The 26,961-nt window shown below is 60.3% G+C and carries 13 protein-coding genes; 6 read left to right on the plus strand and 7 right to left on the minus strand.

The window, feature by feature from the left end; all coding sequences use genetic code 11:
- Positions 1 to 11 precede the first annotated feature (11 nt).
- From serA to TL5118_RS16550, 3 genes are all read left to right on the plus strand, one after another.
- Positions 12 to 1,607 (plus strand): phosphoglycerate dehydrogenase, encoded by a 1,596-nt coding sequence (gene serA / locus TL5118_RS16540; protein WP_058245424.1) that lies wholly within the window; start codon positions 12 to 14, stop codon positions 1,605 to 1,607.
- Positions 1,608 to 1,818: 211 nt separating this feature from the next.
- On the plus strand, positions 1,819 to 2,553 hold the full coding sequence (locus tag TL5118_RS16545) for a metallophosphoesterase family protein (protein WP_058245425.1): 735 nt from the start codon (positions 1,819 to 1,821) through the stop codon (positions 2,551 to 2,553).
- 117 nt (positions 2,554 to 2,670) lie between these two features.
- Entirely contained in the window at positions 2,671 to 3,849 is a 1,179-nt protein-coding gene (locus TL5118_RS16550) for an acetyl-CoA C-acyltransferase family protein (protein WP_058245426.1), read from the plus strand.
- A 252-nt stretch (positions 3,850 to 4,101) separates the two neighbouring features.
- On the opposite strand, the gene trhO is transcribed toward TL5118_RS16550, so the two are convergent.
- Both trhO and TL5118_RS16560 read right to left on the minus strand, forming a co-directional pair.
- Positions 4,102 to 5,016, minus strand: a complete 915-nt coding sequence (gene trhO, locus TL5118_RS16555; RefSeq protein ID WP_058245427.1) for an oxygen-dependent tRNA uridine(34) hydroxylase TrhO — start codon at positions 5,014 to 5,016, stop codon at positions 4,102 to 4,104.
- A gap of 56 nt (positions 5,017 to 5,072) precedes the next feature.
- Positions 5,073 to 6,299 (minus strand): Hsp70 family protein, encoded by a 1,227-nt coding sequence (locus TL5118_RS16560; RefSeq protein WP_058245428.1) that lies wholly within the window; start codon positions 6,297 to 6,299, stop codon positions 5,073 to 5,075.
- Positions 6,300 to 6,421: 122 nt separating this feature from the next.
- Between TL5118_RS16560 and pncA the strand changes: the two genes are divergently transcribed.
- Complete coding sequence (gene pncA, locus TL5118_RS16565; RefSeq protein ID WP_058245429.1) at positions 6,422 to 7,018, plus strand: bifunctional nicotinamidase/pyrazinamidase; 597 nt, start codon at positions 6,422 to 6,424, stop codon at positions 7,016 to 7,018.
- A gap of 27 nt (positions 7,019 to 7,045) precedes the next feature.
- Here the strand turns inward: pncA and TL5118_RS16570 are convergent, their stop codons facing one another.
- Complete coding sequence (locus TL5118_RS16570; RefSeq protein ID WP_058245430.1) at positions 7,046 to 7,711, minus strand: hypothetical protein; 666 nt, start codon at positions 7,709 to 7,711, stop codon at positions 7,046 to 7,048.
- A gap of 302 nt (positions 7,712 to 8,013) precedes the next feature.
- On the opposite strand from TL5118_RS16570, the gene pncB reads away from it, so the two are divergent.
- Both pncB and TL5118_RS16580 read left to right on the plus strand, forming a co-directional pair.
- Positions 8,014 to 9,306, plus strand: coding sequence for a nicotinate phosphoribosyltransferase (pncB, locus tag TL5118_RS16575; protein WP_058245431.1), 1,293 nt, complete (start codon positions 8,014 to 8,016; stop codon positions 9,304 to 9,306).
- An 8-nt stretch (positions 9,307 to 9,314) separates the two neighbouring features.
- The gene (locus TL5118_RS16580) at positions 9,315 to 9,983 is read left to right on the plus strand and encodes an NnrU family protein (RefSeq protein WP_058245432.1); all 669 of its coding nucleotides are present in this window, start codon (positions 9,315 to 9,317) and stop codon (positions 9,981 to 9,983) included.
- A 10-nt stretch (positions 9,984 to 9,993) separates the two neighbouring features.
- Here TL5118_RS16580 and TL5118_RS16585 read toward each other — a convergent pair whose 3' ends face one another.
- From TL5118_RS16585 to TL5118_RS16600, 4 genes are read right to left on the minus strand one after another with little or no spacing between them, the layout of a single operon-like run.
- Entirely contained in the window at positions 9,994 to 11,976 is a 1,983-nt protein-coding gene (locus TL5118_RS16585) for a site-2 protease family protein (RefSeq protein ID WP_058245433.1), read from the minus strand.
- A complete protein-coding gene (locus TL5118_RS16590) occupies positions 11,949 to 13,595 on the minus strand; it encodes an efflux RND transporter periplasmic adaptor subunit (RefSeq protein WP_058245434.1) in 1,647 nt (548 codons plus the stop codon). Before TL5118_RS16590 ends, TL5118_RS16585 begins: the two co-directional genes overlap by 28 nt.
- Positions 13,596 to 13,608: 13 nt before the next feature.
- The gene (locus TL5118_RS16595) at positions 13,609 to 13,908 is read right to left on the minus strand and encodes a DUF3467 domain-containing protein (RefSeq protein ID WP_058245435.1); all 300 of its coding nucleotides are present in this window, start codon (positions 13,906 to 13,908) and stop codon (positions 13,609 to 13,611) included.
- Between the two features lie 50 nt (positions 13,909 to 13,958).
- Positions 13,959 to 26,948: a calcium-binding protein gene (locus TL5118_RS16600; RefSeq protein WP_058245436.1), complete on the minus strand. Its 12,990-nt coding sequence runs from the start codon at positions 26,946 to 26,948 to the stop codon at positions 13,959 to 13,961.
- Between the last annotated feature and the right edge of the window lie 13 nt (positions 26,949 to 26,961).

Here is a 26,961-nt window from a genome sequence, read left to right on the forward strand (position 1 = left end):
GGACGCTCAAAATGGCTCCCAAAGTACTCGTCTCCGACAAACTCAGCGAAACCGCAGTTCAGATCTTCCGTGACCGCGGCATTGATGTGGATTTCCTGCCCGACGTGGGTAAGGACAAAGAAAAACTGGCCGAAATCATCGGTCAGTATGACGGTCTGGCGATCCGCTCGGCCACCAAAGTCACCCCGACCATCCTGAACGCGGCCACCAACCTCAAGGTCGTGGGCCGCGCCGGTATCGGCACCGACAACGTGGATAAAGAAGCGGCGTCGAAAAAGGGTGTGATCGTCATGAACACCCCTTTCGGCAACATGATCACCACCGCTGAACACGCCATCGCGATGATGTTCGCCGTCGCACGTCAGCTGCCCGAAGCCTCGGCCTCGACCCATGCGGGCAAGTGGGAAAAGTCCAAGTTCATGGGTGTTGAGCTGACCGGCAAAACCCTGGGCGTCATCGGTGCAGGCAACATCGGTGGCATCGTCTGTGACCGTGCCCGCGGCCTGAAAATGAAAGTCGCCGCCTATGACCCCTTCCTCAGCGAAGAGAAAGCCCGCGACATGCAGGTCGAAAAGGTTGAGCTGGACGAGCTGCTGGAGCGCGCCGATTTCATCACCCTGCACGTGCCTTTCACCGAGCAGACCAAAAACATCCTGAGCCGTGAGAATCTGGAAAAAACCAAGAAAGGCGTGCGCATCATCAACTGTGCCCGTGGTGGTCTGGTGGACGAAGAGGCGTTGGCCGATCTGCTGAAATCCGGCCACGTTGCCGGTGCAGCCTTTGACGTCTTCGCAGTGGAGCCTGCCAAAGAGAACGTGCTGTTCAACCTGCCCAACGTGGTCTGCACCCCGCACCTGGGCGCATCGACCACCGAAGCACAGGAAAACGTGGCACTGCAGGTGGCCGACCAGATGTCAAACTACCTGTTGGACGGCGCCGTTGAAAACGCGCTGAACATGCCGTCGATGACCGCTGAGGAAGCCAAGGTCATGGGCCCCTGGGTGGAACTGGCGGGTCACCTTGGTGGCTTCATTGGCCAGCTGACCGATGAGCCGATCAAAGCGATCAACATCCTTTATGACGGTGTTGTCTCTGACATGAACCTGCCGGCGCTGAACTGCGCTGTGGTGGCGGGCATCATGAAAAAGGCCAACCCGGATGTGAACATGGTGTCGGCCCCTGTTGTCGCCAAGGAAAAGGGCATCCAAATCTCGACCACCAATCAGGACAAGTCGGGCGCCTTTGACGGCTATATCAAAGTGACCATCGTCACAGACGAACGCGAACGCTCCATCGGGGGCACCGTCTTCTCGGATGGCAAGCCGCGCTTCATCCAGATCAAAGGCATCAACATCGACGCCGAAGTGGGTGAACACATGCTCTATACCACCAACGAAGACGTGCCGGGCATCATCGGGACCCTCGGCGGTGTGCTGGGCGAAAACAACGTCAACATCGCGAACTTCACCCTGGGCCGTGCGGCGGCTGGTGGCGAAGCGATTGCACTGCTTTATGTTGACGGTGTGGTGGATCAGAAGGTGCTGGGCCAGTTGGCTGCAACCGGTCTGTTCAAGCAGATGAAACCGCTGACCTTCGACGTCGCCTAAGCACCACAGACACGTAACATTCCAAAGGGCATCGCTTGGCGGTGCCCTTTTTCTGTTCAAACCACCAGCAATCCCGCGGTCGGCCGTGGCGCGAAGGCCGCGCTATCGGTCTTTTCGTCTGAAATCACCTGATAAGCCACGCTCAAGCCTTTCTTCTCTTTTGGTGCCTCAGTAGGTTCGCCGCGAAATCTCTGCTGCCGGAATACTGACGATGCCCTCCGATCCTATCTACGCCATTGGCGATATCCACGGCCATTTGGACCAACTGGATCACGCGCTGGCGCTGATCGAAAAGGATGGCGGCCCGGATGCGCAGGTGGTGTTTCTGGGCGATCTGGTAGACCGTGGCCCAGACAGCTGCGGCGTGATTGAGAGGTTGCAGCGCGGTATCGCAGCAGGCCGCAACTGGACGGTTCTGAAGGGCAATCACGATGCGATGTTCCAGGCCTTCCTGGAAGAGGCGGAGCTGTTTCATCCACGCACCCGGCTGGGGCTGTCCTATCTGGATTCCACCATAGGCGGTTCGGCCACGCTGGCCTCCTACGGCAGTGACATGCGGCTGACCGATCCTGAGGATCTGCGCCGCGACGCTTTGGAACATATCCCGTACCGGCATCTGGAATTTATCCGCCAGCTGCCGCTGTACCATCAGGTGGCGGACCTGCTGTTCGTGCACGCCGGCATCCGCCCTGAGGTGGCGCTGGCCGATCAGGACCCGGAAGACCTCTACTGGATCCGGGCCGAGTTTCTGGAGCATCCCGATCCCCATCCCTGGCTGGTGGTGCATGGCCACACCGCCGTGCAGCGGGCAGAACACCATGGCAACCGGGTCAATCTGGATTCAGGTGCGGGCTTTGGCCGGCCCATTACCGCTGCGGTGATCGCAGGGCGCAACGTCTGGGAATTGGGCCCCTTTGGCCGTCAGCCCCTGCTACCGCTGGACTGATCTACACCGCGCCGGCACCCCATCCGTATTTCTACCCACGCGTTCTGACGGAACGTCTTAATGTTAATTGACGCCTGATCGGTTAGCCTACCCGCAACATCATTCTGGGAGGCTTCCATGTCCGATATCGTAATTCTGGATGGCGTGCGTACCGCCATCGGCACCTTTGGCGGCGCTTTGGCTGGCACCGCCCCCACCGCGCTTGGCGCCACTGTCACCCGCGAAGCCATGGCCCGCGCCGGTGTGGAACCGGGCCAGATCGGCCATGTTGTGTTTGGTCACGTGATCAACACCGAACCCCGCGACATGTACCTGAGCCGCGTTGCCGCAATGGATGCAGGCATCCCCGACACCACCCCGGCGATGAACGTAAACCGCCTCTGCGGCTCCGGGGCGCAGGCCGTTGTGTCCGCCACCCAGTCGCTGATGCTGGGGGATGCTGATTTCGCCATCGCAGGCGGTGCCGAAAACATGAGCCGCTCACCCTATATCCTGCCTGACCAGCGCTGGGGCGCCAAAATGGGCGACGTGCGCACGCTGGACATGATGCTGGGCGCGCTGAACTGCCCGTTTGGCACCGGTCACATGGGCATCACCGCGGAAAACGTGGCTGATGAAAACGACGTCACCCGCGAAGATATGGACGCCTTCGCCCTGACCAGCCAGCAGCGCGCAGCCGCTGCGATTGAGGCTGGTCACTTCGCCAGCCAGATCGTCCCGGTTGAGGTGAAAAAGCGCCGCGAGATGGTGGGTTTTGACACCGACGAACACGTCAAGGGCGGCACCACCGCTGAGGTGCTGGCCGGTCTGCGCCCCGCCTTCAAAAAAGACGGCCGCGTGACTGCAGGCAACGCATCTGGCATCAACGACGGCGCTGCGGCCCTGGTTCTGGCCCGCGCCGAAGCCGCTGAGAAGGCTGGCCTGAAACCCAAGGCCCGCATCCTGGGCTACGCCCACGCAGGTGTGCGCCCCGAGGTCATGGGCATCGGCCCCGTCCCAGCGGTTGAGAACCTGATGGCCAAGACCGGCCTCAAAATCTCGGACTTTGACGTGATCGAAAGCAACGAAGCCTTTGCCGCACAGGCCCTGGCCGTGAACAAAGGTCTGGGTCTGGACGCCGCCAAGGTAAACCCGAACGGCGGCGCCATCGCCCTGGGTCACCCAGTCGGCGCAACCGGCGCGATCATCACCGTGAAAGCGCTTTATGAGCTGGAGCGCATCGGCGGTTCCAAAGCGCTGATCACCATGTGCATCGGCGGCGGTCAGGGCATCGCCGTCGCGATCGAGCGCCTGTAAGCGCCACTGGCATCACGGATTTAGAAAGGGGCTGCTTCGGCGGCCCTTTTTGTTGGGTTTGAGTAAACTACGCGCAGGTAGTCAGCTATTGAACGCACAGCACGGGCGTCAGCCCGGGCCGCGCCTGACCTTCCCCCCGGGAAGACGCATTCTCAGTGTCATCAAAACAATCAAACGCTGCGGTTTTTGGGGCGTCATCCAACTCAAAAGGTCGCAAAGCGCCTCCCCAAGGTCAGACGCGGCCCTAAGGCCTTAAACCCCGCGCGATCCGCCCATGTGGGTTTCACCGCGCGCTTTGGCCAGTTCTATCTGCTTCTGACGTTCGCGGAAACGGGCTTTGTCGGCCTCGGTCTTCTCATCGATGCACAGATGGCAGGTCACACCATCTTCAAACTCGGGCCGTTTCTGATCTTCGGGCAGGATCGGGCGGCGGCAGGCGTGACACAACACATGTGGCCCTTCGGCCAGCCCATGCCCCACCGAGACGCGGCCATCAAAGACGAAACATTCACCTTCCCAGGAACTGTCTTCCTGCGGCACCTCCTCAAGGTATTTCAGGATACCGCCTTTGAGGTGATAGACATCCTCAACCCCCTGCGACATCAGGAAATTGGTGGATTTCTCACAACGGATGCCACCGGTGCAGAACATCGCGATGCGCTTGTTGTGAAACCGTTCTTTGTTTTCGTCCCACCAGGCGGGGAAATCACGGAAGGTGTCAGTCTTGGGGTCCACCGCGCCTTCGAAGGTGCCGATGGCCACTTCATAATCATTGCGGGTGTCGATCACCGCCACATCCGGGCTGCGGATCAGGTCATTCCAATCCTCAGGCGCCACGTAGTGCCCCACCTTGGCCAGCGGATCCACATCCGGTTGGCCCATGGTCACGATCTCTTTCTTCAGCTTGACCTTCATCCGCGGGAAGGGCGCATCCTGCGCGCTGCTTTCCTTCCATTCCAGATCGGCGCAGCCCGGCAGGCCACGCACATGGGCCAGCACCGCGTCGATTCCGGCACGCGATCCCGCAATCGTGCCGTTGATCCCCTCATGGGCCAGCAGCAAGGAACCGGTGACGCCATTGGCCTCAGCCAGATCAAGCAACGCCGGTTTCAACGCAGCGGGATCAGAGAATCGGGTGAAGTGATAGAGAGCGCAAACGATATACATGTCGCCCAGATACGCCTTTGACCTCAGTGAAACAAGGGGGGGCTATACGTCTGGGTCTAGCCGTCGCGCCCCGCCGCAAGGGCCAGCCCATCAACCACCGCGGTAAAAACCTCAGATGTTTCAGGCCGCGCCTCTGGCAGCAGGGCCTCCATCCGGTGTTGGATCACCCCCAGAAGGGAGGAACCGCCAACATAAACGATCCGGTCGATGCTTTCAGGCATTACATCGGCCTTGGCGATGGTTTCAGCGGCACAGGCGGCGATTTGATCCGCGTAGCCTTCCAGCTCTGCCTGCATCAGATCGCGCATCAGGGCAACGCGCAGCCCCTTCTCCACCGGATCCAGCTGGATCATGCCCTCACCTTCGCCATTGGCGCGGATTTTGCCGGCCTCCACGGCATAGGCCACATCATGGCCCAGATGCATTTCCAGCACCTCCCCCAATCGGCCAAACAGCCGCGGATCACGTGCCAGCCGTTCCCAGCGTCGCACATCCCGCAACAGGGCGGGACCGTAGACAAAGGTGATCTTTTCCCAGCTGGCCAGATCCTGATAGAGCGCTCGCGGCGCGCGGTGGCTGCCCGGCCCCATTTCATTGCCGATCTCAGCCCCATAGCCAAACAGAGGCATCACATGCGCAAGGCTCAGCGCCTTGTCAAAATCGGTGCCGCCCAGCCGGATCCCCTGCGACGCCAGCACCCGGAACCCATCGCCATCGCGGTCACATAGGGTGAAATCCGATGTACCGCCGCCAATGTCCACAATAAGACTGCGCCCCTGTCCCCCGGCGGCCAGCGCAGCGGCTTCAGGTTCCGGCAGGAAGTTGATGGTTTTGAAGCCAGCCAGGCGATAGGCCTCTTCCAGATCCTCTGCCGCCTGCGCATTGCGCGCCTCATCGGCCGAGTGGAAGCGCACCGGGCGGCCAGACAGCACGCCTGTCACCTCCTGATAGGTGGTCGCTTCGGCGCGTTTGCGGATCTCAGCCAGAAACCGCGCGATCACTTCGATCAGCGTCAGCTTTTCATTCATGAACTGCCGCTTTTCCCGCGCCAGCGAGGTGCCCAGGACAGATTTCAGCGCCCGCATGAAACGGCCTTCCTCGCCCTCCATCATGGCGCGGGCGGCGGGGCGGCCATACAGCGTGCGGCGGTTGGCAAAATCCAGGAAGACGGCGGTTGGCAAGGTCTGTTCACCCGCCTCCAGCGGGATCACAAAGGGTTTGCCGTTCACAGCCACCGCAGCGGCCGTGTTGGAGGTGCCAAAATCAATGCCAAGAACCGTCATTTCCGCACACTCCTGCAGTGTTCGTACCAGAAAGGCCGCAGAATTACGCGCTCTGCCCGATTGATGCAATTGAGGAATAGCGCAAAGCGTGGTTAGTCATATCAGACAGAAGGAGATGGACCATGACCCAAGCCCTGATTGTGATTGATGTTCAAAATGATTTCTGCCCCGGCGGCGCCCTTGCGGTGCCAGAGGGCGATCAGATCGTGCCCGGCATCAACGCGCTGATTGATGCCCATGATACGGTGATCCTGACACAGGACTGGCATCCGGCAGGGCACAGCTCCTTCGCGTCATCCCATGCGGGCAAGGCCCCGATGGAACTGGTGGATATGCCCTATGGTCCACAGGTGCTGTGGCCCGACCACTGTGTGCAAGGCAGCGGCGGCGCAGCGTTTCATAAAGATCTGAACACCACCCGCGCCGATCTGATCATCCGCAAAGGCTACAACCCGGCGATCGACAGCTATTCAGCTTTCTTTGAAAACGATCAGACCACCCCAACCGGTCTGGAAGGCTACCTGCGCACCCGGGGCATCACTGATCTGGTGATGGTTGGGCTGGCAACCGATTTCTGCGTGAACTTCTCCGCCGTGGATGCGGCCAAACTGGGGTTTGCCGTCACGGTCCGCCAAGACCTGTGCCGGGCCATCGATTTCGACGGTTCCCTGGCCGCCGCACAGGCAGGCATGACCGCCGCAGGTGTCACCCTCGCGTAACGGTATCCGGCGACAATTGGTTGGGCGTCAGTGAACGACGCCCACACCGCTAAAGCCGCAGCCTTCCATCATTTTCAGGTAAGACGCAGTGAACCCGTTCAGGAAGAAACTGTGGAACACCCGGCCTTCAACAACCACGTCCATCTGGTTGTTGCGGCGCATCGCCAGCAGCACGGGCAGGCTGTAGGGGTAGTAGAACGACACAACCGCATTGGGCAGGCCGTCATTGTCGTAATAGGATTCGACGATTCCGTCATAGGTGTCTTCGTCATCAAACCACAGGTACATCCGCTGCTGATCCTGCATAAAAGTCTGATAGCCACGGGGCGCGTATTCCTCAATCGTGACACCGGGATAGGCATGCGGCGGGCCAACATCCTGCGATGAGATCCCTACGCGGGCGTAGGGTTCGCCATCGCCACCGGTCCAGGCCTGACAGTTGTAATAGACACCGTCCTCATAGCTGTCCTGACGCTCGACCGAGACCTTCCAGGATCCATATTCCCAATATCCTGCGCGACTCTGGGTTTTTGGCGCGGGTGCGGGTGCAACCGTCTGGCCCCAGATCGAAAGGAAGCCCGGCGCGCCGCTGCCACCTGTTGCGCCTGAGGCGGCCACGGGCACCGCCCAGAGGGCACTAGACAGCGCCACTACTGTGGCCAAAACGGTGGTGATCCCTGTCTTTGCGGTCACGGTTTTCCCTCCTGTTTGCAGGCATGCGTTGCAAATTGATACGCCGAATACCTGCAAAGATTTAGAAGGCCAGCCGCTTTTGTCCCTGATTATCTGGATTTGCGCGCAATCATCCCCTGAACTGACGAATTTGCCACAGCAGGACCCCGCGCAGCGTCTCACAATCATGGCGGAGGCAAGAAAATCGCCCCAACCACTGGTAAATAGCCGGTGTGCCGCCTAAAACTTCGGTGCCCAAGCCACGGTTACGTGTTTTCGCTAAGGTGTCGCCCCGCGTTTGGAAGCAAACCAAGGACTGAGATATGGTCGATATTGCAACCCGTGTCTGGAACCACAAATGGAAGATCGACCCGATTGTACGGTCGTTGATCGATACGGATTTCTACAAACTGCTGATGTGTCAGTCGGTGTTTCGCAACAAGCGTGACACACAGGTGAAATTCAGCCTGATCAACCGCTCGACCGATATCAAACTGGCTGAGTTGATTGACGAAGGTGAGCTGCGCGAGCAGCTGGATTACATCCGTTCCCTCTCGCTCACCCGTGGCGAAAGCACCTGGCTGCGCGGCAACACGTTTTACGGCAAACGCCAGATGTTCCGCTCGGACTTTATGGAGTGGTTTGAGCAGCTGCGCCTGCCCGACTACCACTTGGAAAAACGCGACGGCCAGTATGAGCTGACCTTTGAAGGCAGCTGGCCCGAGGTCATGATGTGGGAAATCCCCGCCCTCGCTGTGCTGATGGAACTGCGCTCACGCGCCGTGCTGCGCGATATGGGACGGTTTGAACTTCAGGTGCTCTACGCCCGCGGCATGACCAAGCTGTGGGAAAAAATCGAACGTCTGCGCCAGGTCGACGGTTTGCGGATCGCAGATTTCGGCACCCGCCGCCGTCACAGTTTTCTGTGGCAGGACTGGTGCGTGCAGGCCATGACCGAAGGTCTGGGCGAGAAGTTTGTTGGCACTTCCAACTGTTTGATCGCCAAGAACCGCGATCTAGAAGCGATTGGCACCAACGCGCATGAGCTGCCGATGGTCTATGCCGCGCTGGCCGAAGATGACGCCGAACTGGCGCAATCGCCCTATCAGGTTCTGGCCGACTGGCATGAAGAACATGAGGGCAATCTGCGCATCATCCTGCCCGACACATTCGGCACCAAAGGGTTCCTCAAACAGGCGCCGGATTGGCTGGCAGGCTGGACCGGCATCCGCATCGACAGTGGCGAACCAGCCGCAGGCGCCGAAGCTGCCATCGACTGGTGGCATTCGCGCGGTGAGGATCCCACGCAGAAGATGGTGATCTTCTCGGACGGTCTGGATGTGGACAAGATCGAGGATCTGCACCAGCAGTTTGCTGGCCGGGTTCGCCCCTCCTTCGGGTGGGGCACGCTATTGACCAATGACTTCCGTGGCCTGACCCCGGGCGATGCGCTGTCGCCCTTCTCACTGGTCTGCAAGGCGGTGGCCGCAGACGGGAAAGCAACGGTGAAACTGTCGGATAATCCCAACAAGGCGATGGGCCCCACATCCGAGATTGAGCGCTACAAGCGGGTGTTTGATGTTGGGCAACAACAGGCAATGGATGTCGTGGTTTAATCCACCTGATGACAGACTGGTTTGAATACATCGCCGCCTTCTTGGGCTTCTTTGCCGCACATAACATCCCCACACGCCCTGCAACCAAGGCGCAACTGCAGGGCCTGTTAGGCAAGCGCGGTTTCAGCATCGGCTATTCTGTCCTCAGCCTGGCCGTGCTTTACTGGCTGATCATGGCGGCGGGCCGGGCACCGGTGGTGGTGCTATGGGATTGGGCGCCGTGGCAAAACCACGTGCCGTTCACCGCAATGGCGCTGTTCTGCCTGATCCTGTGTCTTGGCGTAGCGCGGCCCAATCCGTTTTCCTTCGGGGGCCGCAACAACGCCAGTTTTGATCCCAAACGTCCCGGCCTCATCCGCTATACCCGCCACCCTATTCTGCTGGCCCTTGCCCTTTGGGCCTTTGCCCATCTGGTGCCAAACGGTCAGCTGGCCCATGCCATACTGTTCACCGTCTTTGGCCTTTTTGCCCTTATGGGCATGCGCCTGATTGATCGGCGCAAGAAGCGTGAGATGCCCGAATGGGAAAACCTGCAAAACGCCACGCGACAGGCGCCCTATCTGCATGCCCCGCTCAGCTGGGGCGGGCTGGTGCTACGGCTGGTGATCGCAGTGAACCTCTATATCGGGTTGCTGCACGCCCATGGGCCAATCCTGGGCGTTTATCCAGCGGGCTAATCATCTGCACCTAGTCCAGAAGCGTTTCCCGTTCGATCAGCTGGGCGCTTCGATACTTCTCAACCACGCCTTGCCACCAGAACTGCAGATGCCGCCAGGCTGGCGCCCGTTCAAACGACAGGCGCAACTGGCCCGGATGCCCAACCATCTGGGCCGCGCTGGCCGCCTCATGACGCAGGCGCAACTGCCAACTGCGCGCACCGCTTTCGCTGTTGCGCTGCATCACTTCGCTCAGATCCAGACCGGAGACCGGCACCGATTGATACTGACCCGCCACCTTAAGCGTCGCCTTATCCACCCCACCCCGGTAAAGCGTCACATACCGCTCAGGGAAGGCGCCGGTCAGCACCGCAGCGCCCTCCTGCGGCAGCAAGGCTCCTGCAAGATCACCCGGCCCCAACCAGCGCCGCGCCTCCATTGAGGTCAGCGGCATGAACACCCCTGCAGTCGCTGCGGTGAGGGTCAGGTTTGCCTGCTCCGCCAGAACATTGGCCTGCCGTTCCTGCAGTGACGCGATCTTTTCCTGTGCCGCCTGCGCCTTGGCAGGATCCGCGCCCCGCACCGCCTCATAAAGAAGGGCCGCCCCGCGCAGCTCCTCAGTCAGCATGGCCAGTTCATCCGCCAGCACAACATTGTCCTGTTGCAAGATCACCTGCCCTGCCGTGACCGGGCCATAGCGCGCGCGCGTGTCCACAAACCCGGGACTGCGGACGGTGATCTGATAGCTGCCCGTGATGTCGAGGGACACCGGCACAACGGTGGAAAACGGCCATTTGAGCAGAAACAGACCAGCCACAACCGCCGACAGGATCCCAAGGCGCCAGCCCCACACCCGCGTGGGTTTTGGGCGATCCGCGGCCGGGTTTTGCGGCCGATCCCGCATGAACGGTAGTGCAAACATGGCCAACGCCCCCCAAGCGGTCAGGACCGCACCAAGCCCCAAGTATTTCGGCATCATTGCGCTGGCGATAATCCACAGGATGTTCACCCGGTAAAGCACGGTGGCCAGCGCATAGCCTGCCAGCCCTTTGCGGCGCCAGCCCCGCAGGCTTTGACCCTGCGCGCCAAAGCTCACCACCCAGTCGCGCGCACCGCTGAGCGTGGCCATGGCCCGGGTGTAGAAATTGCGCCGCCCCAAGGCATCGGTCAGCGCGTAATAGCCATCCAGTTTGATCAGCGGATTGGCGTTGAACAGGATCGAATTGAGCGTCGAAAACACAAAGATATTGCCCAGCAGCACATGGAAAAAATTGCCCTCGGTCACATGCCAGAGCGCAAAGGCAATAAGACCGATGAACACATCCGTCACAATGCCCGCCAGGCTGATGGCCACGCGGTGGCGTCGCCGCGCGGTCATATCCGCATCTGAACAATCCACAAAAGGCATCGGGTAAAGCCCGATCACCATCACCCCGAACTGCCTTACCCGCACACCATAGCGTGTGGCAGTCAGCACGTGACCGGCTTCGTGGATCAGTTTCAGAAACGGGGCGACAAGGCCGAAACTCAGCAACGCCTGCAACGAAAAGACGTTTTGAAACGCCTCCAGAATGGCCCAGTTATTGCGCACGCCCAGCGAAAAACACAGCACCGCCAGCAGCGCCAAGGCCACAAAGCTCTGCCAGCCGACCAACAGACGCGCGAGACCTTGCAGGTGGCGCTGCCAGGGGCCCAGATCAAACAGAGGCAGGTTCATGAACAAGGGATTGAAAGGTTTGCGCTTCAGCAGATCGGTGGCCTGCACCGCCTTCATCATATGCAGGAAGCCGTAGACCTCTTTCGCAACCTCTTCATCGACCGAGGCTTTGGCGTCAGCCGCTCGATGCGGATCACTGACCGCGATCTGACTGTTGCGCACCGCAAGGGCCACCTTGGCCGGCAGCGTGAAAATACGCCCGGTTGAGAGGTCCTGCGCCAGATAGATCGCCCGCCCCCCTTCAGCCGCCAGCCGCAGCTTGATCTGCCTCAGAGTTGGAAGTCGAACCAGGTCCACAGCTTCATCCTGATGTATTCCCGCGCATAACGGCTGAGAACCAGCACCCGCATCTGTTCACCGGTTTCAATCCGGGCAAACCCTGTCAGCCCCGCAAACAGCCGTGCCTGATCCTGCCCCAACAGTTCGGCCTTAAGGGTCAGCTCTTCTTCGCCTGTGGTGGGGTCCACGGTCAGGCTGGGGGCGCTGGTCACATCCAGCTGCCACTCCTGCCCGGATATGCCGCGAAACCAGATCACACCGCTTTGACCGACCTGCAACAGTGGCGCATCAACGCGGGCGATCTTCAGCCGCGCCGCATAGCGGTTTTCGGGCTGAACCACAGCGATGTTTTCACCGGTGGGCTGGTAGCCACCCAGGACCTCATGCCCCAGCGCCTGCACCACGCGGGCGTCGAAAGGCGCGCGCAGCCGCAACTGCGCCAGCCGCTCCTCAAGCTGATCCAGACGTTTGCGGTTCTGCGCGATCTTCTGTTCTGACAGGACATAGGCCCCGTAGTCATTGGCCGAGAGGGCCGATTGTGCCGAAACCTCTTCAATTGCGATCTGCGCCACCAGATCGGCGCGCTGATCCAGCAGGTTCGGCGCCCGCAGATCGGCAATGGGATCGCCAGCGACCACCTGATCGCCCACCCGCACATGCATCTGTTCCAGAAAGGCCTCAAACGGCAGTGCCATCGCCTGGGCTGAGGCTGGCAGGCTGGTTGCGGTTGCGGTCACTTTCAACGGGGCGGGCAAGGCCAGCCAGACCAGCAGCGCCGCCGTTGTGGTCAGCGCCGCACCGCGCAACGCCAAGGCGCGCATGGGGCGCGGGGTGCGTCCCGGCAGGGCCGCCGCCAACACCGCCTTTAACGCGGCAAGCTGCGTTTCCGCCTGCGCGGTGGCGCCAAACAGCATGAAAGCATAGCCATGAGTACCAGGGGCGGGCAGGTCCAGCACCAGATCGCCGCCCCCGAACATGTCGCCCAACAGGGCGGGATCCAGGTTTTCAGCAGTGAAGTCATTGGCAGGGATGCGGCGTTGCTGCGGTTCATCACCGATCTGGTGTAGGATCACATGGCGCAACTCATCTGCGTAGGGTTCGCCGACCTGATCACTTAAGGTCAGCGCCCGCACCTTGCCACGGCGCAGTTCGGCCAAAGCCGCAAACTGGCACAAGCCGGTTTCAATCATCGCATTGGCGATGACCTGCAACACCGCTTTGACCCCGCGTTTGCTGCCCTGCCCCAGCGCGGTCAGGGCCACCACCGCTGCCGTATCGGGCGCGACCTGACCATCGGCCATAGTGACAGAGGCCTCTGCGCCCTGTTGCCCGGGTTGCGCCGCACCAGAGGCCGCCAGAACCGCAGCCCCGCGCGCCTGAATGTCCTGCACCAGTGCTGACAGCGCATTCAGCGGTGGCACCGTGTCAAAGACCCAGGCCTGCCAGCGCGGCAGCGTAGTGGCGACCGGCAGGACAATCGCCAGCCGCTCTGCCAGTTTTCGCATATTGGGTTTATCGGCGCACATGGCGCGCAGATCCTGGACAGACATCCCCGCAGGCAAGGCACCCTTCAGCACCACCGCATCGGCGTCTGGCGCTGCCTCAAACTGCAGAACCGCGCTTACATCTTCCAGCATCGCAACCGCTCAATCAGGTTTCGATTTCACCAAACTGGTTTTCATAGGCTTTGATCGATTGGGTCAGGATCACCGCCAGACGTTTGGCCGCAAAGGGGCTCATCACGATGCGATTGGCCAGTTTCACATCCACCTCTGCGGTTTCCTCACGGCTGCCGCGCCAATGCTGGTGGGTGCCAAACAGCAAGAAGAACTCTTCGCGGTTGGCCGTTGCCGTACCAACATTGGCGTAGGCGCTGACCATTTCGCTGTCATCCCAGTTGATGGTCGTGCCGTTCAGGGCGGTCGGGGCGCCGGTTACTTTTTCCGTCATGTTATCCGTCTCACATCTACGTTGTTGTTCAGCCAAGTCACGCGGCCAGTTCACTCAGCCGCAAGGGCCAGTTTTTCCATCTGTGTAACCGCATCACGGTCAGTGACAACCCTGCTGAGGAGATAATCCACCACCTCACCGATCAGCGCTTCGAACTCCACCGCGCCCATGCGCGACAGGGACCCAAGATCGTTGATCGCGCTTTCAATCAGCGCCCCGCGTACCAGATCCAGATCTGCCCCGGCGGCAATTGCATTGGCCAGCGCATCGGTGACCGCGGCGCTTTCCAGATAGGCCAGCACATGGGCCACGATCTGACCGCGTTGCAGCGGCCGCGCCTCAGCCTGATAGCCCTCAGGCACTTCGATCTCAGTCTCTTCGGCCACAACGTCATCCTCGACCTCTTCGGGTGAGGTGAACTTCAGCGGCACACCGATGGAATCCTCTTCCTGCGCGGCAGAGACCACATCGGTGGCGCCCAGACCCGCATAGTTTGAGGTGTAAAGCGCCCGGTGCGGGGTGTCGCCGACAAAGCCATCAATGCCCCAAGTGGCGCGGAACAGGCCCGCGTAACCATCGGACTGCAGCAGATCCTCAGCCGTGTCGCCGTAGAACAGATCCGGGCCCAGACCGCCCACCATGATGTCAAAGCCGCTGCCGCCGCTCATCTCATCATATCCGCCATCAAGGAAGGCAAAGTTGGTGTCGATGGTGATCACCTCATCCAGCAGACCTTCGGTGTTGAACGACCAGCTGCGGACGTAGATCACGGTTTCCCCGATCAGGAAATCCTGACCGGCCTCACCATAGATGATGTCATCGCCGAAACCGCCCATGATGAAGTCATCACCATCAGAGCCATAAAGCGTGTCGTCAAAACCCAGATCTTCGCGGATGCCAACCATGCGGCTCATCCGGTCCCAGGCAGACTGACCCGGCAGCACGTTTTGGTAGCTGTCAAAGTGCAGGGTGACCAGATCCCCGACCAACAGGTCATCATCCAGACCGCCGGTGATGCTGTCGTTGCCGAACTGACCGATGATGATGTTGTCGCCCGCGCCACCAAGCGCGGTCAGTTCATCATCACCGCCACGGTCCTGATTGGTCAGCACCAGTGTTTCCACATCAGTTTCATTGCGGAAGGTCACGGTGCCATCGTCGCCCAGAACCACATCTTCACCCGCTTGGGCCAGAACGGTGTCATTGCCCTGTGCGGCCATCACGATGTCATTGTCTGCACCGGCATCGATCCAATCATCGCCACCGGTCTGCATCACCTCAACCGTTGCCTGACCCAGCCCGGACATATGGGCAGAGGTCCAGTTGCCATCATCGCCAAGGATCAGATCGTCACCCGCGCCCGAGGAAATCCGATCCGCACCCGCACCGCCAAGGATCACATCAACCCCATCCAGCGCGGTGATGGTGTCATTGTCCCCCGTGCCCACGGTCTGTGTCACAGCCGTGCGCGTTGCCGCGCCGGCAAGGCCGGCGTCTTGGGTGATGATCCCCATGTCACCAATCACAGTGTTATCGCCATGGCCCGCCTGAATGCTGTCAGCCCCCAAGGCCCCGATGATCACATCAAGACCTGCACCTGTGGTGATCGTGTCCGCACCATCCAAACCATGGGTCGCGAACACCTGACTGATGCCGCTGGTGTTGACCAGGATCTCACCATTGTCGCCAAGGATCAGGTTGTCCCCGTCACCCGCCGCCAGAGTGTCATCGCCGACGCCCAGAACGATGGTGTCCTGACCCGCACCTGAGGTCAGGCTGTCATTGCCGCCCAGCTCAGGGCTGGAGGTAGCGACCCGGGTCTGCACCGGTGTCACGGCAATCACGCCGTTATCACCCAGACCAATATTGTTGCCCTCCCCCAGATCGGCCACATCCGCGCCGTCGCCCAGCGCCATCATGTCATTGCCGCCCAGCGCGGTGATGGTGTCGTTGCCACCCAGCGCCGGGCTCTGCGTGGTCAGGGTGGTGCTGGTGCCGGCGACACGGATCACACCGTTGTCGCCCATCACCAGGTTGTCACCCGCGCCCAAGTGCGCCCAATCGGCACCCTCGCCGAGGTTCACCCAGTCACTGCCAGTGCCGGAGGTCACGCTGTCCGCGCCGCCGGTGGCATCGTCGGTGCTGGTCAGCGTGGTTTCTGCCGCCGTCACATCAATCACACCGTTGTCGCCAAGGATCAGGTTGTCACCATCACCCGCCGCCAGAGTGTCATCGCCGGAGCCAAGGACCATCACGTCCAGCCCGGCGCCGGAGGTCAGGCTGTCATTGCCGCCCTCCGCGGCGGTGTTGCTTTCCACCCGCGTCTGCACCGGTGTCACGGCAATCACGCCGTTATCACCCAGACCGATATTGTTGCCCTCACCCAGATCGGCCACATCCGCGCCGTCGCCCAGCGCCATCATGTCATTGCCGCCCAGCGCGGTGATGGTGTCGTTGCCACCCAGCGCCGGGCTCTGTGTGGTCAGGGTGGTGCTGGTGCCCGCGACACGGATCACACCGTTGTCGCCCATCACCAGGTTGTCACCCGCGCCCAAGTGCGCCCAATCGGCACCCTCGCCGAGGTTCACCCAGTCATTGCCAGTGCCCGAGGTCACGCTATCCGCGCCGCCGGTGGCATCGTCGGTGCTGGTCAGCGTGGTTTCTGCCGCCGTCACATCAATCACACCGTTGTCGCCAAGGATCAGGTTGTCACCATCACCCGCCGCCAGAGTGTCATCGCCGGAGCCCAGCAGCACCCAATCGTTGCCGTCACTGGTGGTCACATCATCATTGCCCCCAGCGGTGATCCCGTCAGAGCTGAGGCGCAGATCGCCGGTGCTGCGGGTCAGGCTCAACGTGCCAACGTCGCCCAGCACCGCGGCGGTGCCCAGACCAAAGCGCGCCTCATCATCGCCCAGACCCAATGCTGCAATGTGATCCCCTGCGCCAATGGTCAGGCTATCATTGCCACCGGCCTGGCTGGCATCCAACTGCAGGAACCGCTCTGCCGCGTTGTTGCGTAGGGTGCCGGAATCGGCCAGCACTTCAAAATCACCATTGCCTGCAATCAGCGTATCTGCGCCCTCACCCAGCATCAGCTGCATGTCGCCATTGCCAACCGTGACGTGATCATCCCCGCTGCCCGGGGTGACATCCGCAACCAGGGAAACCGACAGATCAGCGCTGCGGCTGTCATGGGTCAGCGTGCCGCTGTCACTCATCACCGCGGAGGTGCCGTTGCCCGCGCTGATCGTGTCATTGCCATCGCCAGCAACAATCAACGCCGTGCCATTGGCTGCAGTGATCCGGTCACCATTGCCGGCGGTCACGCTGGCGGTGCTGGTCATCACCACCTCACGGCCGGTGTAGCTGCTGTTGTCATCAATGCGGATCGAGCCGTCATCACCCATGACGTAAGTGGTGCCATCGGCCAGGGTCGCCACGTCCGCGCCGCCGCCAAGGATCGCCGCCACATCACCGCCCGTGGTGGTCAGTTGGTCCGCGCCGTCACCGCTGTGGGCCGCGCTGATCATATCGGACACCATGGCCCGGATCAGGTTCTTGGCCCTTGCGTCGGCGGCCTCCTCATCGCTGGTGGGGGTGCTGCCCAGCGGCACATAGCTGCGCAGGGCGTTCACCCCGACAGAGGTCATGTTGATGGTGCCGCTGTCGCTCAGCACGGCCAGACCCGCGGCCTGCGCCGCGATCATATCATTGCCGCCACCCGCGATCACCACATCCATCAGATCCTCCAGCGCGGGGCTGGTGTATTCAGACGGTGTATCCACACCCAGAACGATGGTGTCATTGCCATCATGCGCCGAACCGGTGCCCGTCATCGACGGCCCCGTCAGATCGATCTGTCCCAGATCGCCCAGCACGAAATCCGCACCCAGGCCTGCATAGATCTCATCGGCCCCTTCGCCGCCAAGGATCATGTCATTGCCGCGCCCGGCCCGGATCACATCGTCGCCACCACTGGCGCTGGCGATGCCGCGGATCAGCGTCGGCACCTCAAGGATGCGCGACCCGGCAATTTCACCAAAGTCACCCAGGAAGATGTTGTTGCCTTCGTAATCCTCCAGCACCTCAGGCAGGCCCACATCAGACAGGCCGCCGATCAGGATGTCGTTGCCCTGTTCGCCTTTCAGCACATCGGTGCCGCCATTGCTGCTGGTGTCAAAGGTTGTGGTGGCGTGTTTCGCCACCATACTGGCCGAGAAGGTCACCGTGCCGAAATCACCCAGCAGGATGTCATTGCCAATCCCGCCCGAGATGCTGTCGCGGTCGCCGCCGCCGATCAGCACATCGGCACCATCGCCACCGCGCACGGTGTCATTGCCATCAGCAATGTCTTCGCTGGCCACAACAAGGCCAGAGGTTCGCTGCACGCTCAGATCAATATCGCTTAGCGCCAATGCACTGCCGGAACTGTCGGACATGTCGAAAAGGCCGCCATTGATCAGGTCGTTTTCCAGACCACCAGCCAGCACATCCGCACCAGCGCCGCCTTCCAGAATGTCCTGACCCAGCTGACCAAACAGCTGGTCTGCCCCGGACCCGCCTATCAGGATGTCGCCTTTGTCTTTCAGCGCCATGGCTTTGATCGCCTCAGACGCGGTCAGCCCGTCTTCGCCTGCGGCTTTGCCCCAGCCCCAGACCTCGGTCCGGGCGCCGTCGACCTTGATCAGATCCGCACCGGCGCCGCCTTCGATGTAAACATCCGACCCACCGATGGAGATCACATCCTCCCCAGCGCCAGAGAAGACATGCACATTGCCCGTACCCGTCAGAACGCCGGTGATCTGGTCATCCCCAGCACCGGTCAGGATCACGTGGTTGCCGTTGCCCACGGTGACGGTTTCAACGTCTTTCGCCGCCTTCAGCTGGGTGTCCGCGGTATAGACCGACAACAGGCTATGCAGATTCAGTTTGCCGCCGTTGTAGTCATAATTGGCTGCAGCGCTGGGGTTGGGATTGCCGCTGGCATCAATGCCCAGCAGCGCCAGCAGCTTCGCCTCAGTGACGCCACCGCTGGAAAATTCGCTGAGGAACAGATCCCGCATCCCGAAATCATCATCGCCAAAGTAGATCACATTGCCGCTTGGGATATTGACGGTGTCTGCACCCCCTTCACCGAAAATCACATAGGTCCCGGTTGCCCCGGCGGGTGCGGTGATCCGGTCAATGCCGTCCCCGGCAAAGACCACATGCACACCAGACGGCGGCAGGGTGATCTGATCCGCACCGGTGCCCGTGTAGGTCACGGTTGGGATGCCGTTGTTGACGCCACTCAGATCGACGGTGTTGTTACCATTGCCGGCCGGCACGATGATGGCCCCGGCGGTTTGATCAAAGCTGCCTTGGATCGTCTGGCCACCGCTGTTAAGCGTCACCTGGAAAGGTGAATTGGGCCCATCCACAACAATCCGGTCATCGCCGTCGCCTTCGATGGTCGACATGCTGCCACCGGCACGCGCGCCCACATTCATGATCGCGGTGTTGCCCGTGTCGCCCAGATCAGTTGCCAGCTGCGCCGACGGCTTAAGCCCGCCAAAATCAATTGAATCGCCAAAGTTAAAGACGGTGGTCGACCATTTCAGATCCGGCAGCGGCCAGGGCAGGCTGATCCCGGCCCAGACGCTCAGCTTGAACTTGTAGCTGGCGCTGCCGCGGAACAGATAGCCAAGCGTATCACCGGGTGAATCAGCTGCAGCCTCAACCAGTGCGATCAGTTCGGGGATGCGCAATTTGCCGTCATCATTGGGATCGTTGAAGCTCAACTGCACCCCGACGTGGAAGTTGGAACTCAACCCGGCAAGCCCTGCATTCAGACGCACCGAAGCGCCCAGATAGGCATCCACCAAGGAGCCCGGTGCGGCGTCGATAAAGACCCCATCCAGCAGACGCTCAGGGTCATAGGAATTCACGAAGTTCACAATGCCCGACATGTCATAGCCGACTTCGAACTTGGCGATGAAACGTGCCTCAAAGGTCGCCTTGAAGGCGCTTTGGACAATTTTCCTGACCCAACCAGGCATACCAAATTCGCTCAGCAGCTTGTCAGCCACGTCGATCACACCGGTGTTCACGTTAAACAACGTGAACTTGGCACGGACCAGATCCACTTCATCAAAGTTGCCCAACAGAATGTTGAGCGCCGAGAAGGGATCGGTCAGCAGCGGCAGCTCAGCCGAGAGGCCTTTGTTGGGATCGCCGAAGACACCAAAGCCACCACCTTGGGTCGCGGAGTCAGCGTTCGACCGCGAGATGTTGGACTGATCCATGCTGGACATGGTGGTTTCACCACTTTCGATGTCATCCGCATTGCCGGTGAAGTCATAGTCACCAAAGATCACCATTCCGCCCGTACGGTTCAGCGTCACCAGCATCTGAGTGACCTGATTGCCGACGGTGATCACTGTGTCCGCCATCGCGATGATCGGGAACACATTGCCCAGAATATCCACCAGGAAGCTGACGGGGGGCGACGACAGGAACTTGAAGAAATCGGCCAGCGGCTCAATGAAGCCCATGACCGGATCAAGGATCGGCGCGAGCAACGCATCATAAAGAACATTGGCGTCCAGACGGACCTGATTGAACATCAGCTTGTCGATGTTCAAACCATCAGCAACGCTGTAGCCGCCTTCAAAGATCAGCTCGGTCATCACGCTTGGGATGACCTGCGCGCCACCAAATTCGATCGGCTCCCCGGTTTCCGGGTTCAGCACGTTGGCTTCCAGACCGATCTGGATGTCAAAGCCGGCAACGAAGTCAAAACTGATCAGGTTGCTGGTATCCAGCTGCGCCAGATAGACCACCTTTTCCCAGTGCATCCGGTTGCCCAGACCATCGCGCACATCCACGCCACTGAAATCACGATAGGCGCTGTCCGCAGTGACACCGCCGGTGCCGTCTGGCTGATCATCGGGGTTCAGGATCTGCAGGCCAGTATCACCATATAGATCAGCACCCAGGCTGGCGGTCAGCTGCGCCGTGCCACTTTGGCCGCTGGCGCTGGCCCGTTCCGTCACGGTGCCATTGGTGACGGTCACCGCCTCAGCATTCACACCCAGAATGCCAAACAAGCTCATCGAGCCCTCAAAGCTGCCTGCATCGACGGTGAAGTCGATGCTGACCTCATTCTCATCGGTGTCATTTAGCAGGAAGAAGCCCTTGCCATCGTAACCAAAGCCGATGTTGACGATGTAATCCAGCGTCATCCGCACCTTGGAACCATCTTCAACCGCAAGATCAAAGCCCGGCACGCCAAGGTCAAAATCAATCGCCACCTCTTCGTCAAAGATGATCGCGTTGAAGTTCAGCGCCACGTAGAGGTAGCTGTCCTTAGTCGCGCCGTCGGTGTTCAGATAGGCCTGCAGATACTGCGTGCCCGAGGTGCCCAACAGATCGTTCAGAGCGTCGTTCACCACGCCGGTCAGGAAATCGACCGTGGTGGGGTAGCTGCCATCGGGCAGTGGGGTTTCCGCCCAGGCCAGGGCCTTTTGCACTACGTTCAGGCGGAATTCGTCAAAGAAGGTCACGCCCGCGCCAATCGCATCGCCGACCACCGGCAGATTGATCCCGCTGAGGTAATCATCAAAGATCTGCTGCATCTGGTTCAGCAGCATATCAAGGCCACCCAGCACCAGCTTGGGATCGTTCAGGATCGCCAGAACGTTCAGGTTCTCCAAGAACTCTGACAGATCGGGCATCTCAAACTTGATTTCACCCAGACCGTCGCCAACCGCCAGCGCCACGCCGTTGTAAATGTCCATCAGCGCCCCTTCGAGCGAAGTGGACCAATTGGCTGAGGTCAGGTTGGCCAGCACAAAATCATCCGGCGTGACCAGCAGATCCGCCTTCCAGCTCAACCCATCAGTGGTGGGATCAAACAGACCCAACGTGTCGCTCATCGGCAGGAAGACATCGATCGCCATCGCCGCGTCCAGATCAAACAGATCGGCATAGCCCACGGCAGGATCATTTGAGATTTCAAACACATGGCTCAGATCATATTGATCCGCGTGTTCATCCCCGTCGATGTCATTGATGCCCAGTCTCAGGAACGCGGGCGACCCTGCATCGTCGCCGGCGGTGATCAGCGCATGGCCGTTTTCAACCATCACCTCAATCGGGCCCAAGCCCAGCTTCAGCTCCAGCCCGTCATTTACGCCCGCGGTGAAGCTGGCAATGATCCCGGTGTTGACCGTGTCCAGATAGACGCGCGGCGCACCAACAGTGACACCGTCATAGATCACCTCAGATGTCATATCGCCTGCGCTGAAATCACTGTTCCCGGCAAAGCCCAAGGCCCGCGCCACGTTGGAACCGCCAAGGCTTTCGACCTTGAAGCCGATGTCTTGGGACTTATCGTCGCCGCTGACCGTGAAGGTGATTGCCTCATAGCCCAACGCCTGCGGATAATCAGTTGCCCGCAGTTTCAGCGCGCCGCCATCGTCCACCAGATCAAACAGGTTAGACAGCTGCACCGCCGGGATCGGCAGGGCGGAGGCGCTTAGCACATTGCGCGCCAGATAGGTGTTCTGCAGCGCCACATTGGCCGCCGCGATGAACCCCGCACGGGTCCGGTCCGCCTCGGCCGGGATGGTCACCTCCACCGGGGTTCCGTTTACCGAAACGGTGAAAATCAATTCATCCGCAAAGGCGGCGAAGCCGGCATCCAGCGCCACGGTCAGGGCACCGCCGTCATCAGTTCCTGTCACTTCGCCGGCACCGAAGAGTGCGGTCACATCAGTGTCGTCGATGATGGTGTTGTTGCTGTCAGACAGGGTGATCTGACCGCTGGCTTCATCATAGGTAAAGCTGACCGTTGCGCCAAACTCGGCCTTCACCGCGGCGTCAATCGCCGCAACCACATCGCCCAATGTGGTCAACCCTTCCAGATTGACCTCCACCCGTTTTTGTTCGCCGGTGTCATTGTCGATCCAAGTCAGACGCAGATCATTGCCGCCGCCCGGCGCAAGATTGAAACTGCTGACTGTGGACAGCGCGTTGATGTCCTGTGTGGATTGCGCAATCACCGTCGGGGTGACCAGCGTCGGGCTGAGATCAATCCCGAAGGAGAATTTCATTGCCAGATCGGGATCAAAGATCAGCGCCCCATCGCCGGAAACGTCAACCAAACCGCTGACCACATCCGCCAGATCCGGCCCGACGATATCGGCCAGCTGATCACCCAGCAGCGCCGCAAGGTCCAGATTGAAGGGCAGTTCTTTCTGGTAGTCCTCCAGGAATTTGAACTCCAGGTCGAACAGGATCGTCTGGGCATCGCCATCCCAGGTCAGCGTCACCGTATCCTGACCAAAGACCCCTTCCAGATAAGCTTCAACCTTATCCAGACCGGACTGCGGATCATTGCGCAGATCCTGCAGCGCCTGCAGGAAGTCGGCTGCAAACTGGATCTGATCCAGGATCGACAGGTTGAGCAGCGGAATATTGGCGTCGAGGAAGGGCATCTTTTCAGACAGGGTATCGCCCACCACAACCAGCACATTGGCAATTGCCACCAGCGTGTCGAGGATATCGCCATCTTCCAGCGCGCTCAGACCATCAATCGCGGCCAGCGCATTGGGATCGTTGCTGAGCAGCTGAACGTCATAGCTGCCCTGAATGTCCTTCAGATCAAGGATGGTGGCGCTGATGCCATCGACCAGATCTTCGTTGATGCCGCTGATGCCTGCGACGTTGATCTTCACGTCCCCCAGACGGAACAGGAACTGCGCCAGCTCATCCCCGCCGGTGTAGCCAAAGGCATCGGTGACATGCTGGATCTCACCCGCATTTGCGATCGGTGCACCCCCTGCCGCAAGGGCCTGACCCGCGCCATCAACCACAATGCCGCCCTTCAGATCAAAGCGGCCCAACAGCGATCCGATCCCAGGCGCTTGGGTGTGCACCACCTCACCGTCCACCAGATCCACCTTATCGGCCACCGCCTCGTAAAGGTTGCGGAAGCTCAGCTGTTCGTTAAACGCGCCCTCACCGTCACGGCCGATCAGCGTCGCCTGCAACTGGGTGTCGAGCGCCAGAATATTCTGGCTGGCGTCCTCAGATCCGATGTTGACCGAAACAATCCCCAGATCCGCCGTGCCGATGATATCCGTCGCCGAACCGGTCACACCGACATCCAGCGACAGATCGTTGAGGAAGGTGTTGTCCAACACCGCATCAAGCAGCTCATCACCAAACCCGCGGCTGGCTTCCAGCGCGTTGGCTTCACCACTGTCGGTGATCAAATCGGTCGCCAGACCAGCCAGATCAATCCCTATCCCCGAGGAGAACTGCGCCCGCATCTCAGCCGCCAGCGCCGCCTCAAGCGACATGTTGTTCAACACCCCGATCGACAGATCGCCGGTGTTCAGCGTGACACCATCATCGCCGGTGATCGATAGGGTTTTGACCAGATCCGGGAAGCTGAAGATCAATTCACCCTCACTGGTCAGCTCCAACGTGGCCCCCGGCATGGTTTTGTCCAGCTCGGTGTTCACCCAATCAATCAGCGTATCCACGCTGAGCGCCTTCATCAGCTTGGACGGATCCACGTTGAATTCAAAGCCACGGGTTTCTTCGGCGCCATCGGCATCCGTACCACGGTCAAAGGCCAGACCATCCCCAGCCGCGTTGGTGCTGACATTGACATGGTAGCCCTTGCCATCCAGCGCGCTTTGGAAATCCGCGATGAACCCACTGAGCGATCCAAACCCAGGGCCAGAGCTGGACTGCACATCCACCTCTTGCTCTTCACCGTCTACCGTAATGGTGAACCGAACGGAGGAAACACCCTCCAAAGCGGTCATATCGAAGGTGCCAAACTCAAACCCTGACACGCCGGTGGTGAACCGCGCAATGGTCCCGCTGAATTTGGTGGCCCCGCCATCGGTGCTAAAGGCATTCTCGGCCTCAGACAGCTGCCCGTCGTCAAACCCAAACTGCGCAAGGGACACGGTGTCATCCCAGCTGCCATCGCTCTGACGGCGCCCGGCCAGCACAGCAAAGCTGTTGTAATTGCCACTGCCGTTTGCAGTGCTGCTCAGCTTCAGACCACCAAGGAAAGACAGGGCAGCGGTGATCCCATAGGTGCCCAGCGCCCCGTTCAGCGCGTCCAGCAGGCTGTTCATCCGCGCCTGTTCATCACTGGTGTCCACCCCTCCGGTCCACAGATCGATGGTCACGATCTGTGAGGTCGGATTGCCATCCGGCGTCACGATGCCCAGTTGCAGCTGATCATAGGCCAGCAACTCGGCCCATTGCGCATCATTCAGCGCCAGACCGTCGTGGCTGTCTGCGGCCCCCATCAGGCTGTTGGGCAGTTTCTCCGTCAGCGTTTGACCGTCATTTGCTGGATTTGGGTCAGGGACTTCCTGCGTCATGCCGAAGGCATCAGGGTTGATGGTGAACTGTTGCGCCAGGGTGGAGAAGACCGAAGCCACCTCATCAATCACCTGACTCATCCGGATATCGGTCAGCGGAATCGCCAGATCAAAGGCCGCATCGCGCAAGGCGCTGGCAATGGTATTGCCTACATCCTCAAGGAAGCCGGTCATCTCACTGACGCCCATCGCGGCCAAGCCTTCGATGGCGTTTTCAATCGCTGCGGCCAGTTCCGGCGACACATCCGCCACACCGCCGTTCAGGGTCAGATCAAAATCCGCCGTTGCGGTATCGCTGATCCCCTGCACCAACCCACTGGCACTGTTGGTGTCCAACACCGAAGAGAACCCCACAACACCCGAGAAGTTCTGATCAACCGACCCAAAGGCCAGCGTCCCGTCAAAGGCCACTTCGGCCAGACGGTGCGGATCCACCCCACCAAAGGCCACAGCAGTATCGCTGCCGACCTCCTGGATACGCGCCTCAACGCTCAGGCTGTGACCATGGCCAAACCATTCGTTACTGGGCACCGGGCCGGCGGTGAAATCGGCTTGGAAGCCAAGGTTAAACCCGGATGTGGTTTCGGCATAAACACCAAAGGTCGCCAGTTTCAGCGCGGTCACATTCAGCGACAAAAGGCCAAGCGAGGCTTCGGCCCCAACCGCCGCATCAATTGCGCCGCCGACCTGTACCAGCGGCGCGAAGTCAAAGTTGTGAATGTTGAGGCCAACCTGATCCAGCGTCAGCGCATTGCCCTCAGCCGGATCGTCATAAACCGCGATGCTTTGCAGCTCGAAGGAGATCAACGCCCCGCTGTCCGAACCGGACAGGATATCAATCGGCAGGGTCAGACCGGGAATGGCCTGCTGCAGCATGGAGGTCATATCGGTGAAGACCTCAGGCAGGTTAATCGCCACATCCACCGCGGTGGTGATGTCGTTGTTCAGCCCGTCCTTCTGCTGGGTGAAGGTGATCAGCTTATTGTCGGCAGGCCCAACATCCGTCAGCGTGAGAGCGAAGTTTTCGTTGCTGCCCAGACCAAAGGCCGCAGCCAGATTGTCATCAAACGCCGCCCGCGCCGTTGCCGTATTCGAAACGCCAAGCCCCGCAATGAAGGTATCGATGTCGTCTGACACAGTGCCATCGGCAAAATTCGCATAGGTGTAAAGCCCACCCAGATCCGCCGCGCTGACCTTATTGGCGCCGATCACGCTGTTGATATTGGCAGCCATCGTGTCAAACGTGGCGGTATCGATGACCTCTTGCAGGGTGCCCTTCAGATCGGTGATCGCCTTGGTGATCCGGTCTGCCACCTCAACCACCGGGTTCAGATCCACCACCTCAGTGTCATTGGCCCCCGCCAGAATGCCCTGGCTGGTCTCCAACAGCGGGCTGATCGCGGCAAAGGCATCCTCGGCCTGATCCGTGAAGGTCTCCAGCACATTGCTGACCGCGGTGAACTGATCCTCAAAGGACTGCGCAATGCCTGCCAGCACGGAGGTCAACGCGGAGGAAGCATTGAGATCCCATTCCAGATTTGCATCCAGCATCACCCGCGGCTCAAGCAGCCCGGTTTTCAGATCCACCGACAGGGGTGCCACCTTGACCGCGTTGGTCCGTGTGATCTTGCTGTTATGACCCATCTGAAATCTCCAT

Source organism: Thalassovita autumnalis (assembly GCF_001458255.1).
Classification (GTDB): domain Bacteria; phylum Pseudomonadota; class Alphaproteobacteria; order Rhodobacterales; family Rhodobacteraceae; genus Thalassobius; species Thalassobius autumnalis.